The sequence below is a fragment of the Allobosea lathyri genome (genome assembly GCF_900108245.1).
Classification (GTDB): Bacteria; Pseudomonadota; Alphaproteobacteria; order Rhizobiales; family Beijerinckiaceae; genus Allobosea; species Allobosea lathyri.
Map to the genome: position 1 here is coordinate 59,379 of NZ_FNUY01000014.1, position 16,869 is coordinate 76,247.

Genomic DNA, 16,869 nt, shown 5'->3' on the forward strand with positions numbered 1-16,869 from the left:
ACAGGGCGAAGGCAATCGGCTCTGATCGACCTTTGGTCGACAACAGGCTTCGCCGCGGCTGTCAGCGACGTCACGGGCCCGCATGTCTACGAGTTCGGGGCACTTCCGGTTCCGACGGTCGCGATCACGCTCTATGACGTTCGCCGGCATGTACTGATCGAAAACGGCAGGGTCCGGCGGGACGCTCCCGTTCACGCGGGGCGTTTCCGTATCGGGCAACCCGGGCGCAGCGTGGTCGTGGATGCCGTACCTGAGGTCGGGTCCGGAAAGCTGCTGCTGCTTTACCTTGGCGAAGCGCTGCTACGGGAGGTGGCCGCGGCGCGCGGATCGGCGGGCCCGATCGCTCTGATGGACCTTGCATGGGACACCGCAGATCCGCTGCTTGAGATGTCGGCTCAACGGCTGGTCGAGGCCAGCGACAGCGGGCACCGGCCTAATGCACTGTTGGCTGAGCAGGTCGCCTACACGCTCGCGCTGCACCTGTCGGACCGCTACGCGGCGCCGGGCACACTGAAATCCGAGCGTCTGCCGAGCCTGGACGAGACGATGCGCGCGCGCGTCGCCGAGTTCGTGCGAGCCGATCCCGGCGCTCCGGTCACTTTGGCGGCGATGGCGCAGGTCGCGGGCATGAGCCCTTCCAACTTTATCCGAAGCTTCAAGCGCTCGACCGGCCTCACGCCGCATCGCTTCGTGGTGGAGCAACGGGTTCTCGTCGCCCGGCGGCTGCTCGCGACATCCGACCTGCCGATCGTCGAGATCGCCCTGGCGGTCGGCTTCTCCTCACAATCGCATTTCGGCGTCGCCTTTCGAGCCGTGACCGGCGAGAGCCCGGCGCGCTATCGCCGCCTGCAACGCGGGTATGGGTAATTTTTCGACAAAACGCCGGATATCAGGGTGCCGCTGGAGAATTTTCCGGCAGACGTCTTTGGGCGTTTTGGGAGACCTGTCCTCTTGAGCGAATCGCCCATGGAAGGCGATGCGAGGGAGGTTACGAATGGCAACATCTTCAAGCACGGTCGCGCCGATCGAGGATACCAGCCTGACCGGCTTCTACAGGGACATGACCGTCCCCGAGAAGCGCACGTTCTGGGCCTGCGCCACGGGCTGGGCGCTCGACGGGATGGATTTCATGATCTACCCGCTGGTGATCGGCACGATCATCATGCTGTGGCAGGTAGATGCTGGCACCGCCGGCCTTGCCGGTACCGTGACATTGCTGGCTTCGGCGCTCGGCGGATGGGGCGCGGGCTATCTCGCCGACCGCATCGGCCGGGTCCGCACGCTCCAACTGACCATCATCTGGTTCTCTTTCTTTTCGCTGCTCTGTGCATTCGCGCAGAATTTCGAGCAGCTCCTGATCTTCCGTGCCTTGCTGGGGCTTGGCTTCGGTGGCGAATGGGCGGCTGGCGCCGTGCTGATGGGAGAAACGATCCGCGCACAGTACCGGGGACGTGCGGTTGGCTCGGTCCAGTCGGGGTGGGCGGTCGGCTGGGGGCTCGCCGTGCTGGCGCAGGCGGCGCTGTTCTCGCTGCTACCGGCGGAGCAGGCCTGGCGCTGGATGTTCGCGATCGGAGCGCTGCCGGCGCTGCTGGTCCTGTATCTGCGCGCCTATGTGAAGGAGCCGGAGGTCTCGGTCGAAGCCCGCGCCAAGCTTGCAGCCACCGGCGACCGCCCGTCGATCCTCGAGATCTTCCAAGGCCCGATTCTGAAGACGACCATCCTGGCTTCGCTCGTTACCACCGGCTGCCAGGGCGGTTACTACGCCATCACCTTCTGGGTGCCACGCTTCCTGACGACGGAACGGAAGCTCTCGATCGTGAGCTCGACCGGTTATCTTTCGGCTGTGATCATCGGTTCCTTCGTCGGCTATCTCGTCGGTGCCTGGTTCGCCGACAAATATGGCCGCCGCAGCCTGTTCCTTTCCTTTTCGCTCGGGGCCATGGTGGTCGTACTCGCCTATACGCAGCTTCCGCTGTCGAACGAACTGCTCTGGGTTCTCGGTTTTCCGCTCGGCTTCTTCGCCTCCGGCTATTTCTCGGGCATGGGCGCCTTCCTGACAGAACTCTATCCGACCAGGCTGCGCGGCTCCGGCCAGGGCTTCTGCTATAATTTCGGACGGGGTGTCGGCGCGCTCTTTCCCTTCCTCGTGGGGTACTTGTCGCAAGTAACGTCGCTGGCCAACGCGATCTGCCTCTTCGCCCTCGTCGCCTATGTCCTGTTCTTCCTGGCGGCTTATGCGCTGCCAGAGACGCGCGGCAAGGTGCTGCACGCCGATGCGTGAGACGGCTTCTCCAACCGATCGGGCCCCGGCCTGCCCAGGGCCCGATCCCCATCCTCGCCGGCCGATGCGCTTCGCCGTGCCGAAAGGGGCGGTCGATACCCACGCTCATGTCATCGGGCAACCTCCGGCTCACCCGTTCGTGGCCGGCAGGAGCTACACGCCCGCACCAGCCACGCCCGAGAGCTATTTCGCGATGCTGGACGCAACGGGTATGACCTATGGTGTCCTGGTTCAAGTCAGCGTCCACGGCACGCACAACAGCCTGATGGTCGAGACCCTGAAGGCGAACCGCGACCGGCTGCGCGGCATCGCCGTCATCCCGCTCGGCCTGCCCGATAAAGAGCTGTTGGCGCTCAAGGAAGCAGGGGTCGTCGGCTTGCGCCTCAATATCCTGTATGGCGGCGGGATCGGCTTCGACCAGTTGAACGACTATGCGGCTCTGGCCAAAGAGATGGGTTGGCATCTGCAGTTCCTGATCGACGCCAGGGATCTGTCTCCGCTGGCCCCGAAGCTCGCCCGCCTGCCCGTGCCCTTCGTCGTCGATCATTGGGGGCATTTTCCCGTCGCGCGGGGAATCCACGATCCCGGCTTCCAGACGCTTGTCTCGCTCGTGCGCGATGGCGCCTGGGTCAAGCTCTCGGGCGCCTACCGCAACACGGTCGAGGGCCCACCCTATGCGGACACGGTTCCCTTTGCCCGCCTGCTTCATGAGGCCGCGCCCGAGCGCTGCGTCTGGGGGTCGGATTGGCCGCATGTCGCGCATTGGCAGCACATGATGAATGTCGGCGATCTGCTCGACCTGCTCGTCGACTGGGTGCCAAATCCGGCTGCCCGCGACCGGGTTCTCACCGGCAACGCACACCGCCTCTACGGCTTTGGGCAGCAAGGCTCATGAAAACACCTGCCGGCGCGGACGGCGCGTTCCTGGAGGCGCTGCACTCTATCCTGAGCGATGCCGGTCTCGTCCTGGGCGATGAAGCGATGTCGCCCTACTGCGTGGATTGGCGCGGCGAGTTCGGCGCGCCCGCCCTCGCAGTGGCTCGGCCGAAAACCGTCGATCAGGTCTCCGCCGTGGTGCGGCTCTGCGCCGAACGGGGTATCGCGATCGTGCCGCAGGGCGGCAATACCAGCCTCGCCGGCGGCGCGGTGCCGATCACCGGACCGGCCCAGATCGTGATGAATTTATCGAGGATGAACGCGATCCGTTCTATCGATCCGGTCGGCATGACCTTGACGGTCGAAGCCGGCGCCGTGCTCGCGGGGTCCGCTGAGAGACGGACTTGGCCAGCAGAATTTCGATCAACACCGCGCGCCGAGTGATGTCGGGTTTGCGCATCGCCGAGCCCCAGCACGCAAACAGCATAATTCATGCGGTAAATTCGGTCCTGACCGCCAGTCGGCAGGTCAACATGTCCGGTGACCCAGACAAGGACTGGGGTCGCGATCCGCGCGGCCTTGCTCAACGGCCCCTGCTCCCGCCTGCGGGAAGTCGCCAACGATGCTCGTAACATCCGCCTGCTCGAACGTAGCAAGCTTCTCCGCGACACGCTCCAGCAGAATTGGCGGGACCGAGGCCGCTAATGCCGACGCGTTGAACATTACCCGCTTAGCCTTCGTCCAAGAGACCAAGCACGATCAATTCTGACCGCATTGCGGCGGCAGCAGATCAGCGCCGCTTCCCAGATTCCGCCTCGGCAACAAGATGTCTGTCGCATATCAGGGGAGAAGCGCCAACTCCGGCCGCGCGGCCAACCGTTGAACTAAACCGCCCGAGAGCCGACATTCCAGAGGTCGGGAATCGGGCCAGGAGCGGACTCTGGCTGATTGCCGAAAAGCAGACCTACGGAGCGCCGTGCATGACGGCCGGCGTCCCGTCCCTGGCGGGCTGGAATTTCCGCTTCCGGGTCTGGTCCTGCGGCCCCGCTTACCACCTGTATCGGATCGCGCCCTTGCCGCCGAGGCTCCTGCTGTTCTCGCCGAACTCGCTGTCGAAGGTGGCGGCGATGGAGAGTCCGTTCCTGAGGTCGAGCTCGGCGGTGGCGCTGGTGCGCAGAGCGTTGCGGTCGAGCGCCGCGCCGCTGACCAGGAAGGTCGCGCCCGGCAGCGATTGGAAGCTGGCGATGGCCGTGGTGGCGGTGTCGAAGTTGTGGACCCAGGCGAGCGCGCCGCGCAGCGCCAACGGTAGCCCGACGAGGCTGAAGCTGGCATCCGCCCGCAGGCCGAGCTCGCTGCGTGTCGAGGTGACGTCGCGGGACGCGTAGGACAGCGCGAAGAGGCTGGTGCCGGCCGGCGCCGTCTCGGCATAGTTCGGCAGCGCGATCATGGTGAACTGCGCCGCGGCGTAAGGGGTCAGCGCCGTGGGGCCGAGCGCGAAGCGATGTCCGGTCTCGAGCCGGCCCGACCAGCTGTTGACGTCGAACTTGGCCTCGAGACGATCGCCGCCAACGCTGCGATCGGTAGTAACGTCCTGCCAGCCATAGGCCAGAGCAGCCGAGAGATAGCCCTGCCCGAAATGCTGGCGCAGGAAAAGGCCGGCCTGGAACAGGTCGGATTTGCCGGAGCCGAGCCCATAGGTGTTGAAGCTGGTGGCGCCGCCGGCCAGCGCGAAGCCGGCGATGGTCGAGGGCGTCAGCTTGTAGTCGGCGCCGACGGCGGCGCCATAGACGCGGTTGGTGTTGGCGGCGGTGCCGGCGCTGGCATCGGCGCCGGTGAACTGGGCGCCGCCGAAGCCGCTGCCCCAGACGCTCCAGCGCCAGGCATCGGGATCGGCGGTCAGCGCGAGCTTGCGCGTCGGCAGATCAACATCCTTGCTTGAGGCAGCCTTGCCCGAGCCATAGGCGGCATAGGAGGCGAAGCTGCCGGGCGCGGGCGCGATCGAGACGCCGCGGCCTTCCGGCGACGCATCGACCAGCGTGCCCATGAACTGGGTCATGGCGCCATTCGTGGCAGTCTGCGTTCCGGTCGCCGGCTCGCCTGCCGCGTGCGTCAGGCCGGCAGGCGTCAGCCCGCCGAGTTCCAGCGGGATACTGCCGTTGCTGTCAAAATAGCTCGTGACTGCGTTGGCGACACCACTTTGGTTGGAAGTGAAGCTGGTGCCGGGAGGTGGCGCCATGGCCAACGTCAGATCGAGATAGACGTTACGAGAGCCATAGCTCAGGGCTGCCTTGAAGCCGGCGGGCAGGTTAGTGTCAGTCTCGCTGACGAATTGGCCATAGATGCCGCCGCTCGACTGGAGGATGGTGTACTGCTTCGAGACATAGGTGCCGGGAGCGAAGCGCGCGCTGACCTTGCCGCCGTCGAGATGGGCCGAGCTGGAAACATTGACCCGGCTCGCGTCAGATGACGAGACTTCCACCGCATAGGTCGAGCGCAAGCCGAGCCTCAGGACCCCGTTGACGTTGAACGTGCCCATCGGGTTGCCGGGCGCGAGCGTGCCGCCGCTGATGATGGTCTGGCCGACTGAGCCGGTGCCTCCAAGCTCCCCGCCTGACACGATCACCGCATTGGCGAGCGAGCCGTTTACCTCCAGCCTGCCGCCGTAGACCCCCGTTCCGCCCGAGTAGGTGTTGGTGCCCGACAGCATCAGCGTGCCGCTGCCGGTCTTCACCAGGTCGCCGGTGCCTGAGATGACGCCCGCGTAGCTGGTGTTGGTCGACTGGTCGACGGTCAGCCTGCCGTAGTTGCTCAGAGCAATAGTGCCGCCGGTGCCGGAGAGCGAGGAGGCTGTCAGGTCATGGCTGCCGAGATCGAGCGTACCGCCGTTCACCGTATAGGCCGTGGATTGGACGGGGGCGGCGGATCCGCTCCATCGCAACGTGCCGGCCTCGACCGTCGTGCCGCCGGTATAGGTGTTGGCGCCGGTCAGCGTGAGTACGGACGTACCGATCTTGGAGACGCTGGCTGAGCCCTTGATGACATTGGATAGGGTGACATCAGTGGGGCTGTCGAGGACAAGCGAGCCCGCGACCTCGATATCGCCTCTCAACGTCGTTGAGCTGTTCAGGGTCAGCGCGTTTGCGCCGCCGGTGAAGGTGATGGCGTTGGCGCGCACGGTGCCGGAACCATTGAGGCCGCCACTGACATTAGAATTGGAGCCAAGGATGATGGACAGATTGCTGCCGATGATGGCGGCGCCGCCCACGCCGTGCGAGCCATTAGCCGTTCCCCCAAGGCCGCCAATCCCGCCATTGCCTCCGGTCACCTCGGCAGAGGAGCCAATGGAAATGGTTTTGGCGCCGGTGGATGTGAAGTAAAGCCCCACGCCGCCGCTGCCTCCAGCGCCGCCGTACCCATTCGTAGCCGAACCTCCCGCACCGCCATCGCCGCCTTTGAGAGTGCCGGTGTTGGATTGGGTCCACGTTCCGCTGCCGGTGACGATTGCGGCCGTGCCGCCCGCGCCGCCGCCGCCACCGCCGTAGGCCCAGGGCGAAGCCTGACCTTGCCCGCCCTGGACGCCCCAGCTTGAGCTAGTCAGGCCCGGGCCAAGATACCCATGGGTGCCGCCGCGGCCACCAACGCCGCCGAAGGCAGAACTGCCGCCTGCGCCACCGGTCGTCAGGCCGGCCCCACCGCCACCGCCGCCCCCACCGTGGCCACTATTGCTATCGCCGCCGGCTCCGCCGGCGCTGGTGAGAGAGTCCGTGCCGCCCGCACCACCGACGCCACCAGCGCCACCGTCGGCCCAGCCGGGCCCGGCCGCCAGCGTCAAGGCGAGAGAGGAGACCGCAATGAGAACGGTGGAGCGTGTCAAAGCGCAGAGAAGGGTCGACGGGCTCGGCGTCGGGACAGTCAGGTCGGCAAGCATAGAGATAGTCAGCCCCATAGTCCGTATTGATGCGGATGACCCAGAGTAAGCCATCGCGGCTGACGATTCGGCAATAGAGTTGTCTGTTGACGGTGGGGCGAGGCTGTCAGCGAGAGGGTCCTGGAGACGAGCCCTATCGGGTGTCGGGCGGCCGTGACTGAGGTCCGCCCCCGTCGCAGGGCGTCTGGTTCGCTTGCTGCCCGGCTACAGCATCAAGTAGGCAGAAGCTTTCCTGGTCTATCCATCAGCACGGTACATGTAGCCCGTGATCAGAGCCTTCACGGATTTTGCCATCGCTCGCCTCCGCGCCGCCGGCTTGCGTCTGGAACAAGAGCAATGGCGGCATGGGCAGCTTCTACCGCTCGAAGCATGAGCTCGTCTTCGTCTTCAAGGTCGGGACAGCTCCGCACACCAACAGCTTCGGCCTGGGCGATACCGGTCGCTATCGCACCAATGTCTGGGACTATGCCGGCATCAGCAGCATTGGCAGTCAGCGCATGGACGAACTCACCATGCACCCCACCGTCAAGCCGACTGCGCTGGTGGCGGATGCGATTAAGGACTGCTCGAAGCGCGGCGAGATCGTGCTCGATATCTTCGGCGGCTCTGGCACGACACTGCTCGCCTCCGAGACCTGCGGCCGCCAGGCACGCCTGCTCGAATACGACCCGGCCTATTGCGATACCATCATCGCACGCTGGGAGAAGCTGACCGGCAAGCATGCTGTCCTGGCCGGTACGAACGCGCGATTCGAGGATGTCGCTGAAGTCATGGCTGAGGCGGAGCGTAGAGGCGAACCGGTACCTCAGCCACTGCCCCATCCAGACGATGTCATTATCGAGCCTGGCAAGCGGGTGCGTTTTACGGGGCCGTCCAACCCGGAACAGGCAGCGGAATACGAGACGCGATGCCGTTTCCGCGACATTTTGATCATGCAACACGTGCTCGATGAAAAGCTTCTGGGCGAAGGGGCCTCGACAGGCGCAATGCTAGCCGCCTGGGTTCTCAATAATTGCCTGCCGCAGCGCATGCGATTGTGCGAGACGAATATACTCATGCGCGTATTGCGGCATCAGAGCACATCCAAGCGCGAGCTCTTGAAGCTGGTCCACCAGGCTTGGCGAGCCGTTGGCATTGACAAACCTCGCGGTTGGGTGTTTGCGCCCCAAACGGTCGTCCAAAAGCGCCTGTAATTCGCTGCGGATTTGATTGCCGGTTTTGCAAAAGGCCAACTTGATCCTGCCGCCATCGGGCGTGGGGAATTCAATGACGCAGCACTCGAACTTATGGAAAAGCACGGCATCGCGGCATGAGGATTGAGACGTCAGCCGTACGTGCCGTCGTACGAACGACGCAATTGCAGGTGTGTGTCGTGGTCGTAAAGCAAGTTTGGTGACCAGCGATGTCCGCTACTTTGATTGGCTCTCTTTTGGACGCCGCCTTGGACTATCCCAGGCGCCAAAGTCCCGCGAGCGCGCTTATCGACCTGAAGGCGATGGGCGAGCTCAACGCGGGGAAGGCAGTGTCCAAACAGGCCGCCGCTCAGATGTTACTGGTCAATCATCTGCGCCGGTTTCGCCAGCCGCCAGCGGATTTTACTTTCAGTGAAGATGATGATGCCGGGGACAAATATGAGATCGAGGACATTCCGACGTATCGAGAACTCGCGCGTTCGCTCATCCGATCAAAGCTCCCGGCGCCCCTGACGCAGTTTGCCGAGAGCGCAAAGCCGGATCTCGTCGTTGGAGACGAACAAAATCGCCCACAGGCGGTTTTTGAGATTGGCTACGGTTTTTCGCTGACGTCGGCTGTTCCAGCCGTCGATCGGCTGCTGCACTTCGCTTGGTCAAGCCGCTCGATCAATCGTTGCGATCGGTCCATCGAGACCGTCGGTTATCTCTTTGTTCATGAGTTGAGCTTTGGCGAGACAATTCGCGACACTGAACGCTCGATCGTTGACTGGATCGGGGAAACCTATGGTCCATTCAAAGGCATCGAGCGGATCGGTCTGCCCATGATGCCCAGATTGACGAGAACCGCTCAACTCTCGGCGCATGGCTCGCGCCTGTCCGCGATCAATTCGTCACATCGGCCCACAAGCTATGTCGCGTTTTGCATTTCGCACGAGCAAATGGATGGCTGATTCGCCGAACAGGGGCGGTTGCTTTGAAATCGGTTATGCTTGGGATTGCAAATGTAGGTTTTCGGAGAATTCGTCGTGCGCGCGGGAAAGCAACGGTTGATAATATTTCCGACCGGAACGACCACGGCAATTTTCTTGGATCGAATTGATGCCGGTCTTTGGTGGGACCAGCACTCCTTGGCAGCGCTCCAGCTCGGGAGCGACTCGCTGGTCGCGCATGTCGTTGCCTTTATTATCGTTCGGCCCAGGTTTCGCCTGACAAGGAGCTGTAGAGCGGGGGGCAGGCCCACCTGTCGTCTGTGCCGCCACGGGGATCGTTGCAACCAGACTCAATATCAGCGCAGCCAAAACAGAAAACCGATTGCAGAAGTAGGGTCGCGGGTGGCCTCTTGCGACCGAGACCGGTGAATTTGCCGAAACAAGCTGCATCGCTTTCAGCCGCCAATCCGTGCCGGCCGAAGCCGTCTCTCTTTAAACCGCCCGCGGAGTTGAGGACGATTGTACTTCGCCGGTTCTGGACCGAAGTTGATCGGGGTCGGCAGATCGCCAGGATCAGCTGCGAATAAAATTGCCATCACAAGCCCAGCTGTGTCTTAAGCAGCCCGCATCAGAACTGCTCGATGTCCTAACTCGCCTTACGAGCCCGCAAGGCAAGCCGTGCTCCCTGGTGAACATAAGGCCGGGTCGATTGTTCCAGCCTGCTGACGGGCGGATAGGAGCAGGAGCGATATGCCCGTGGAACCCGATCGGCGTCGCCACGTTCCATCGGCTTGCCCCTAAGGTCCCGCGCTTATCGAAAGCACGGCGGGGAACCTCGGCGACCAGACGAGCCAGCCTAATTCTTGCGATCAATGGAGAAGGTGACGATGTCGGCTCCCTTCGATGCCCTTATTGTCGGCGGAGGGCCCGCCGGCCTTTCCGCGGCTCTGATGTTGGGCCGAGCGCGTCGGCGCGTCCTCCTTCTCGACTCCGGCGAACAGCGGAACCGCTCTTCCCACCGGATCGGTGGCTTCCTGACGCGAGACGGCTGCCCGCCGCGCGCCTTGCTGCGCGTTGCGAGACAGCAACTGCGCGCCTATCCGACACTGGAATTGCGTGATGCTGTCGAGATCGTGTCGGCAACACCCGGTACGCCCGGCTTTCAGCTTTGCAGCCGAACAGGTGAAATCTTTCTCGGTCGAAAGCTTCTTATCGCGAGCGGCGTAACCGATTCTTTGCCTCCGATTCCCGATGCGGAACGCTTCTATGGATGTGGAGTGCTTCATTGCCCTTATTGCGACGCCTACGAGCAGCGCGACAAGGCCATCGCCGTCTATGGAAGTTCGAAGGAGGCGCTAGCGCTCGCCCTCGAGCTGACAGGGTGGACGTCTCGCCTCTGTCTCCTCAGCAACGGGGTGACTCAGCTTCGGCCCGCCCAACGGCGCCGGCTCGCCGCAAGCGGTATTGCCTTGCGAGAGGAACGCATCATCGCGTTGAAAGGCCGGGGCCGGCAGCTTGAACGTATCATATTCGCCGAAGGCGAAGAACTGGCCGTAGGTGCTCTCTTCTTCCATTCCGAGGGGCAAGCGCGCCTGGAACTCGCGCGCGGGCTGGGCCTCAACATCGATCATCGAAAACCGCTCAAGACGGCAGGTTATGGAAAAACGAAGGTGCCAGGCCTCTATGTCGCCGGCGACGCTTCCAACCATGTGCAGTTCGCGATCGTCGCCGCTGCCGAAGGGGCCTCCGCTGCCTTCGCGATCAACACAGAGCTGCTCAAGGAAGATATCGCAGGTTTACCGCGGCGCCGCCGAACAGCTCGGCCGGAAGCGCTTCCGGCTGGCAACACCCGATAGCGCCAAATGCTGACGTTGACGGCCTGCCAGGAAGCGGGCATTCGAAATCGTAGGTGCTGCCGGGTTCGGCTTCGGCCCATTGCAGCCCACGGCGATTACGTCGACAGTGCTCCCTCCAAATTGGCCATCGGGGCAGGGCCTTCGAACGGAAGATGACTAGACAGTCATGCATGAGCTTGCGGTCCTGATTTCGATCCTCGGCGTGTTCCTGCTCGGCGCGATCAGCCCGGGTCCAAGCTTCGTCGTGGTCTCACGCATTGCCATCTCACGATCGCGCACCGATGGTGTGATGGCCGCCATCGGCATGGGAATCGGCGGCTTCGTCTTCGCAACCATCGCGGTCGCGGGACTGACGGCGATGCTGCTGCAGGTCGAATGGCTCAACATGGTGCTCAGGCTGGCTGGCGGCGTCTATCTTCTGTGGCTCGGCATCAACATCTGGCGCGCTGCTCCCGAACCGTTGGAGGTCGCCGACACGGCAAGCGAGCGGCGGCAAAGCACGCTGTGGACCTCGTTGCTGCGGGCGCTCTTCGTCCAGCTCTCCAACCCCAAGACCGCAATCTTCTATGCGTCCATGTTCGCCGCGCTGTTGCCGTCCCCGACACCGTCCTGGATGTTTTTTGCTCTGCCGCCAATGCTCTTTCTGATCGAGTTCGGCTGGTACACGGTCGTGGCAGTCGGGTTCTCGTCCCGCACGCCACGTGCAGCCTATCTTCGCTACAAGGTCTGGATCGACCGAACCGCCGGAGCGGTGGTCGGAGCCCTGGGCGCCAAGCTAATGGTGGACAGCGCGCGCTCGTCTGCTTGAGCCTCAGTCGCGCGTCGGCTTTCGACCCAAGTTAGTTTGTGGAGCGATCGAGACGCTCGCGGCCGTCGTGCGCCACGAGCGGACATTGGCCTGCTGCCGGAAAGCGAACCTTCCAGCCAGCATGCTGCACGAAGCTTGCCATGCTTGTTGTGGACGCCGCCATCCGGTGTTTGGAGCCCTCGGCTCGCCTATCCCACGTGGCAACTTCGGTGAACGATCTTGTAGCGGTCGAAGCTGTCCAAGGTTTGGAGAGTATATGCGCACCAAATTCCTCTCCAGCCTGTTCCATGTTTTGATTTGCAACAGCCCGAGAGATGTCCTTGGCTGCGACCGTTAGGAGTGCGCAATGTGGATCGAGATCGGCGAGCGGCAGTCCATCGCACTCCGCTGCCGCGCTTCGTCCTGCTCTATGCGTTGATGTATGGGGCGTTCGGGGTGGCATCGCCATTCTGGCCACGATTTTTCGAAGAGCGTGGGGCCACCGCGGAAGAGCTGGGCGTGCTACTCGCGGCTGGAACGGCGGCGCGGCTCGTTTCCGGTCCACTGGCTGGTCGAATGGCGGATCTGCTCGCAGCGCGGCGCGCAGTGCTCGGCGCCTGCATCGGCACGGCCGGAGTGGTCGCGCTCGCCCTGCTGCCGGCACAGGGCCTATGGCTGTTGCTGCTGGTGAGCTTGTGCCATGCGGCTGCACTCGCGCCGGTCACCACGCTGGCGGATGCGCTGGCCTCGCGCGCGGCAGCCACCTCGGGGCGCGCTGGAGGCAGGCGGTTCGAATATGGCTGGGTGCGCGGCGCCGGATCGGCCGTTTTCATCATCGGAACGCTCGTCGCCGGGCAGGTCGTGGGCGCGACCGGGCTCCCCTCCATCGTCCTGATGCATGGGGCACTGCTCGCCGCCGCCGCTGTGGTCGCGCTGTTTGTCCCCGAGGTGATATCCGACCATGAGACAACCCTACGGGCGGGCTCGCCCGCAGGAGGCTTCGCAGCGCTGCTGCGCATCGCGTTGTTCCGGCGGCTGCTGCTGGTCGTTGCGCTGGTGCTCGGCAGTCACGCGATGCACGATGCCTTCGCGGTCATCCGCTGGAACGCGGCCGGCATCGGCCCGGGAGCGGCCAGCGTGTTGTGGTCGACATCGGTGGCCGCAGAGGTGCTCGTGTTCTTCCTGATTGGCCCGCCGCTGGTCGCGCGCGCTGGTCCGGCGGCGGCAGCCGCCATCGCCGCGGCCGCGGGTGCGCTGCGTTGGATCGTCATGGCACTGACAGCCGATCCCCTAGTGCTCATGCTGACGCAGCCGCTGCACGGGCTGACTTTCGCGCTGCTGCATCTGGCCTGCATGCGGCTGTTGACGCAAACCGTGCCACCTCAGCTCGCCGCGACCGGTCAGGCGATCTATGCGCTCGCAGCCGGCACGGCGACGGCGCTGCTGACGCTGGCGGCGGGGGCGCTCTATGCTCGTTTCGGCGCTGCCGCGTTCTTTGCGATGGCGGCGCTATGCGTCGGCGCTCTGCCGTTGACGCTGGGATTGCGCGCTCAGTCGCGGTAACTCGACGACGGAGAACGTCATGCCGCGCTTCGCCCTTCAGGTTGTCACAAGGACGCGGACCGGCCCGGTCCGTTCGAGGACCTGCACGACCACTTGCGAGCCGGAGCGCCGCAGTGCCACGGCGGCCGCGCTGCCGGCGACAGTGAGGTTGCGCAGCACGACCTCGTCCAGAAAATTGGGCATCACAGGCTGCTCGAAAATGATCTGGGCATGTTCCGTATCGAAGCTAAGGCCGACGCAGGATTGCAGCATGAACAGGGGCGCTGTCGCCGCCCAGGCTTGCGGTGCGCAGGCGACAGGATAGAAGGTCGGCCCTTGGGCGCGCTGCCGCCGAAAGCCGCAGAACAGCTCCGGCAATCGGCGCAGATCGATATAGGTCGAGGCGGCAAACAGCCCTTCGAAGATGCGAGCGGCCTCGCGGCGGAAGCCGTAGCGGACGAGGCCTGCCGCGATCAGTGCATTGTCATGCGGCCAGACCGAGCCGTTGTGGTAGCTCATCGGGTTGTACCGGGCCTCGTCTGAAGCCACGGTGCGCACGCCCCAGCCGCAGAACGAGTTTCCGGCCATCAGGGCTTGCGCGATTGCGGGCGCACGTTCCGGATAGGCTATGCCGGTCGCGAGCGCGTGGCCGGCATTGGACGTGCGGACCCGACATGGCCGCTTGTCGCCGTCAAGCGCCAGCACATAGGTGCCGAGCGCCTCGTCGAAGAAGGCGCTGTCGAATGCCTTCCGCAAGAACTCGGCCCGGCTTTCGTAACGCGTCGCGCGGGCGACATGACCCAGGCGGCCCGCGATCTCGGCGGCAGCATGCCAGGCCCCATAGACATAGGCCTGGACTTCGGCGAGGGCGATCGGGCCGCGGGCCAGCCGGCCGTCCATGTGGAAGACCGAGTCGTGGCTGTCTTTCCAGCCCTGGTTGATCAGGCCTTCGACGGTTTGACGGCCATATTCGACGAAACCGTCGCCATCCCGATCTCCGTGGTGATCAATCCACGCGAGTGCCGCCTCGAGGTTCGGCCAGAGCTGGCGCATCGTGGCGAGATCGCGCGTCCGGCGCAGATAGGCGCCGGCGAGCATGACGAAGAGCGGAGTCGAATCGACGCTGCCGTAGTAGCGGCGGAACGGCACCTCGCCGAGCTCGGCCATTTCGCCGTGGCGGACCTCATGAAGGATCTTGCCCGGTTCGGCATCGGAGGCGGGGTCGAGCGTCTTGGCCTGGTTCGCTGCGAGATGAAGAAGCACGCCACGCGCGATGGCGGGATCGAACCACAGCGTCTGAAGCGCCGTAATCAGCGCATCGCGGCCGAACACCGTGCTGAACCAGGGAATGCCGGCATAGGGATAGGGGCCCTCCGGCGTGTCCGTGATGAGCATGTAGAGGTCGGAGACGCTTCGGCGCACGCCCTCGTTGAAGATCTCATTCGACGTCGCGATCGAGGCGGCGCTGGACGCCGAGGACCGCCGCGCGCGCCGCGCGTCCCGCAAGGCGATGAAAAACGCACGGCGGGATGGATGATCCATGCCGTGCGTGCCGCAATTGATTTCAGCGAAGAGAGATCGCGCTTCTCCCGGCCCAAGGTCGAAGGTGAACACAGCCAGGTTGCCCGAGAGCTGTGTCGGTGCCGGGTCGAAAGTCAGGGTCGTCGTCCGGCGCCTCTTGTCGAGACCGGTATAGCCGAGGACGACCCGGTCGGAGCTCAACTCTGGGAGGCGCATTTCGCCGCGACGCTCGCGCCGCGTGCCACGCACCTCGAAAAGATCCGCAAAATCGGCCTCGAAGGCGATCTCGATCGAAATCCGCCGATGACGTTCGTCGAAGTTGCGCATGACGAGGCGCTCGAAACAGGTCGCGTTCCAGAGAAAGCGGGAGCGCCGCAAATGCACGAGGTCGTGCTCGAGCACGAGCCTGTCGCCCTCGTCGTACACATCCGGATTGGTGAGATCGCAGGTGAGCGTGGCGTTGTCGTCGCGCAGCGTTGAGGACAAGAGCATGGGTCGCCGGCCCTCTATCGTCAGATAAAGATGCGACAGATGCCGTGTGTCACGGTGGAAGACGCCCTCCGGACTGCCGGGTCCGGAGAGCGCATCGCCATTGTGATCGAACACGGCAAAGGTATCGCCGTGCTTCAGCGTGCGCGGCCTGCGCTCCTGCAACGAGGCGGTGGCCGGAATGAAAAACTGAACCAAAGGCGCCGCTTCAGGCCCCGCCGGGGCGGGGGCATGCGGCACAGCCTCAACACGGATCGATGGCATCTCCAGATCGGCCCCTACGCCACCACCTGCAGGTGAAGCCCGTCGCTACGGCGTCGCGCAGCTTCGGTTCGGACACCTGGCAAGCCGCGATAGATCGCGAGATAGTCTTGCGCCATGCGCTCGACGCTGAAACGCTTCTCGAAGGTCGCACGGACTTTAGCACGGTCGAGCTGATCCAGACCAGAGACTGCATCGACAGCCTCTGCGACGGAAGTCACGATGAAGCCCGACACGCCGTCATCGATCACCTCCGGCACCGAACCGCTGCGGAAGGCGATCACCGGCGTGCCGCAGGCCATGGCCTCGATCATGACCAGCCCGAAGGGCTCGGGCCAATCGATCGGGAACAGCAAGGCGCGGGCATTGCCGAGGAAATCGGCTTTCTGCTGTTCATTGATCTCGCCGATGAACTCGACATTGGGATGAGAGGCGATGAGCGGCGCGATGGTATCGTCCCAATAGCTCTGGTCGACCCTGTCGATCTTGGCGGCGATCTTGAGCTTCATCGCGGCATGCGCCGCGATCTCGATAGCCCGGTCCGGGCGCTTTTCCGGCGAGATGCGCCCGAGGAAGGCGAGATAGACGCCTTCAGGCTTGGCTGTGAAGGGCAAAAGGTCGCGCGGCAGGCCGTGAAGGACATTGCCTGCCCAGTTGAGATGCCGAAGAAGCGGGCGGCGTTGGTCGTTAGAGATCGAGACCAGCGGAATCTCCGGGAACGCCGCGTGGAGGGGCTTCAGGTCGGGAAGGTCGAGCCGCCCGTGCAGGGTTGTCACGGTGCGATCGGCAATGTCGCGGATGAGCGGGTAATGCAGGAGATCGGTGTGGAAATGCAGAATGTCGAACTCTTCGGCCCGCTGGCGGACCTCGTCGAGCATCATGATGTGGAAGGGCAGGTGGTCCTTCACCGCCGGGTTCAGCCTGAGGGCCGTGTCGGAACAGCGGACGAGCGTTGCTGCGGTCCGCGAGTCGCCGCTGGCGAAAAGCGTGACGTCGTGGCCCTGTCGGACAAGTTCCTCGGTGAGATAGGAAACGATCCGCTCGGTGCCGCCATAGAACCTGGGCGGGCAGCGTTCGGCGAGCGGGGCAATCTGGGCGATCTTCATCGGCTAGACCTCCGAGACGAGAGAACTGAGCGATCGACCGGCGTGACCGCGACATCGCATGGCAAAATCGCCCCGCCGGGAACCGGGACGAGACCAAAAC

Annotated in this window: 12 protein-coding genes; 9 read left to right on the forward strand and 3 right to left on the reverse strand. The window is 64.1% G+C overall.

Going from position 1 to position 16,869, the window contains the following annotated elements; translation table 11 throughout:
* Positions 1 to 231 precede the first annotated feature (231 nt).
* The 4 genes from C4S73_RS24565 (at position 232) to C4S73_RS24580 (ending at position 3,601) form a co-directional block, all read left to right on the forward strand.
* On the forward strand, positions 232 to 867 hold the full coding sequence (locus C4S73_RS24565) for a helix-turn-helix domain-containing protein (protein WP_244595767.1): 636 nt from the start codon (positions 232 to 234) through the stop codon (positions 865 to 867).
* Positions 868 to 994: 127 nt separating this feature from the next.
* On the forward strand, positions 995 to 2,281 hold the full coding sequence (locus tag C4S73_RS24570; RefSeq protein ID WP_103875230.1) for an MFS transporter: 1,287 nt from the start codon (positions 995 to 997) through the stop codon (positions 2,279 to 2,281).
* Positions 2,274 to 3,176, forward strand: coding sequence for an amidohydrolase family protein (locus tag C4S73_RS24575; RefSeq protein WP_103875231.1), 903 nt, complete (start codon positions 2,274 to 2,276; stop codon positions 3,174 to 3,176). The genes C4S73_RS24570 and C4S73_RS24575 overlap by 8 nt, the downstream gene beginning before the upstream one ends.
* Positions 3,173 to 3,601, forward strand: coding sequence for an FAD-binding oxidoreductase (locus C4S73_RS24580; RefSeq protein ID WP_103875232.1), 429 nt, complete (start codon positions 3,173 to 3,175; stop codon positions 3,599 to 3,601). The genes C4S73_RS24575 and C4S73_RS24580 overlap by 4 nt, the downstream gene beginning before the upstream one ends.
* 604 nt (positions 3,602 to 4,205) lie before the next feature.
* Here the strand turns inward: C4S73_RS24580 and C4S73_RS24585 are convergent.
* Positions 4,206 to 7,085 (reverse strand): autotransporter outer membrane beta-barrel domain-containing protein, encoded by a 2,880-nt coding sequence (locus tag C4S73_RS24585; RefSeq protein ID WP_160115902.1) that lies wholly within the window; start codon positions 7,083 to 7,085, stop codon positions 4,206 to 4,208.
* A 287-nt stretch (positions 7,086 to 7,372) separates the two neighbouring features.
* Between C4S73_RS24585 and C4S73_RS29015 the strand changes: the two genes are divergently transcribed.
* The 5 genes from C4S73_RS29015 (at position 7,373) to C4S73_RS24615 (ending at position 13,413) form a co-directional block, all read left to right on the forward strand.
* Positions 7,373 to 8,278, forward strand: a complete 906-nt coding sequence (locus tag C4S73_RS29015; RefSeq protein ID WP_342210591.1) for a DNA-methyltransferase — start codon at positions 7,373 to 7,375, stop codon at positions 8,276 to 8,278.
* A gap of 209 nt (positions 8,279 to 8,487) precedes the next feature.
* Positions 8,488 to 9,228, forward strand: a complete 741-nt coding sequence (locus C4S73_RS24600) for a hypothetical protein (protein WP_146071489.1) — start codon at positions 8,488 to 8,490, stop codon at positions 9,226 to 9,228.
* Positions 9,229 to 10,094: 866 nt separating this feature from the next.
* Positions 10,095 to 11,063 (forward strand): NAD(P)/FAD-dependent oxidoreductase, encoded by a 969-nt coding sequence (locus C4S73_RS24605; RefSeq protein WP_160115903.1) that lies wholly within the window; start codon positions 10,095 to 10,097, stop codon positions 11,061 to 11,063.
* 166 nt (positions 11,064 to 11,229) lie between these two features.
* A complete protein-coding gene (locus tag C4S73_RS24610) occupies positions 11,230 to 11,871 on the forward strand; it encodes a LysE family translocator (protein WP_103875237.1) in 642 nt (213 codons plus the stop codon).
* Positions 11,872 to 12,219: 348 nt separating this feature from the next.
* Positions 12,220 to 13,413 carry an MFS transporter gene (locus tag C4S73_RS24615; RefSeq protein WP_280177619.1) on the forward strand — a complete coding sequence of 398 codons (1,194 nt, stop codon included), beginning with the start codon at positions 12,220 to 12,222 and terminating at the stop codon, positions 13,411 to 13,413.
* Between the two features lie 36 nt (positions 13,414 to 13,449).
* Here the strand turns inward: C4S73_RS24615 and C4S73_RS24620 are convergent, their stop codons facing one another.
* Together C4S73_RS24620 and C4S73_RS24625 are read right to left on the reverse strand one after the other, a co-directional pair.
* On the reverse strand, positions 13,450 to 15,666 hold the full coding sequence (locus C4S73_RS24620; protein WP_103875238.1) for an amylo-alpha-1,6-glucosidase: 2,217 nt from the start codon (positions 15,664 to 15,666) through the stop codon (positions 13,450 to 13,452).
* A 14-nt stretch (positions 15,667 to 15,680) separates the two neighbouring features.
* Positions 15,681 to 16,769, reverse strand: a complete 1,089-nt coding sequence (locus C4S73_RS24625; protein WP_103875239.1) for a glycosyltransferase family 4 protein — start codon at positions 16,767 to 16,769, stop codon at positions 15,681 to 15,683.
* Positions 16,770 to 16,869 lie beyond the last annotated feature (100 nt).

Coding starts and splice junctions, on each gene's coding strand:
- C4S73_RS24610 (WP_103875237.1), top strand. CDS start 11,230: ATGCATGAGCTTGCGGTCCTGATTTCGATCCTCGGCGTGTTCCTGCTC.
- C4S73_RS24575 (WP_103875231.1), top strand. CDS start 2,274: ATGCGTGAGACGGCTTCTCCAACCGATCGGGCCCCGGCCTGCCCAGGG.
- C4S73_RS24580 (WP_103875232.1), top strand. CDS start 3,173: ATGAAAACACCTGCCGGCGCGGACGGCGCGTTCCTGGAGGCGCTGCAC.
- C4S73_RS24585 (WP_160115902.1), bottom strand. CDS start 7,085: ATGCTTGCCGACCTGACTGTCCCGACGCCGAGCCCGTCGACCCTTCTC.
- C4S73_RS24625 (WP_103875239.1), bottom strand. CDS start 16,769: ATGAAGATCGCCCAGATTGCCCCGCTCGCCGAACGCTGCCCGCCCAGG.
- C4S73_RS24605 (WP_160115903.1), top strand. CDS start 10,095: ATGTCGGCTCCCTTCGATGCCCTTATTGTCGGCGGAGGGCCCGCCGGC.
- C4S73_RS24570 (WP_103875230.1), top strand. CDS start 995: ATGGCAACATCTTCAAGCACGGTCGCGCCGATCGAGGATACCAGCCTG.
- C4S73_RS24600 (WP_146071489.1), top strand. CDS start 8,488: ATGTCCGCTACTTTGATTGGCTCTCTTTTGGACGCCGCCTTGGACTAT.
- C4S73_RS24620 (WP_103875238.1), bottom strand. CDS start 15,666: ATGCCATCGATCCGTGTTGAGGCTGTGCCGCATGCCCCCGCCCCGGCG.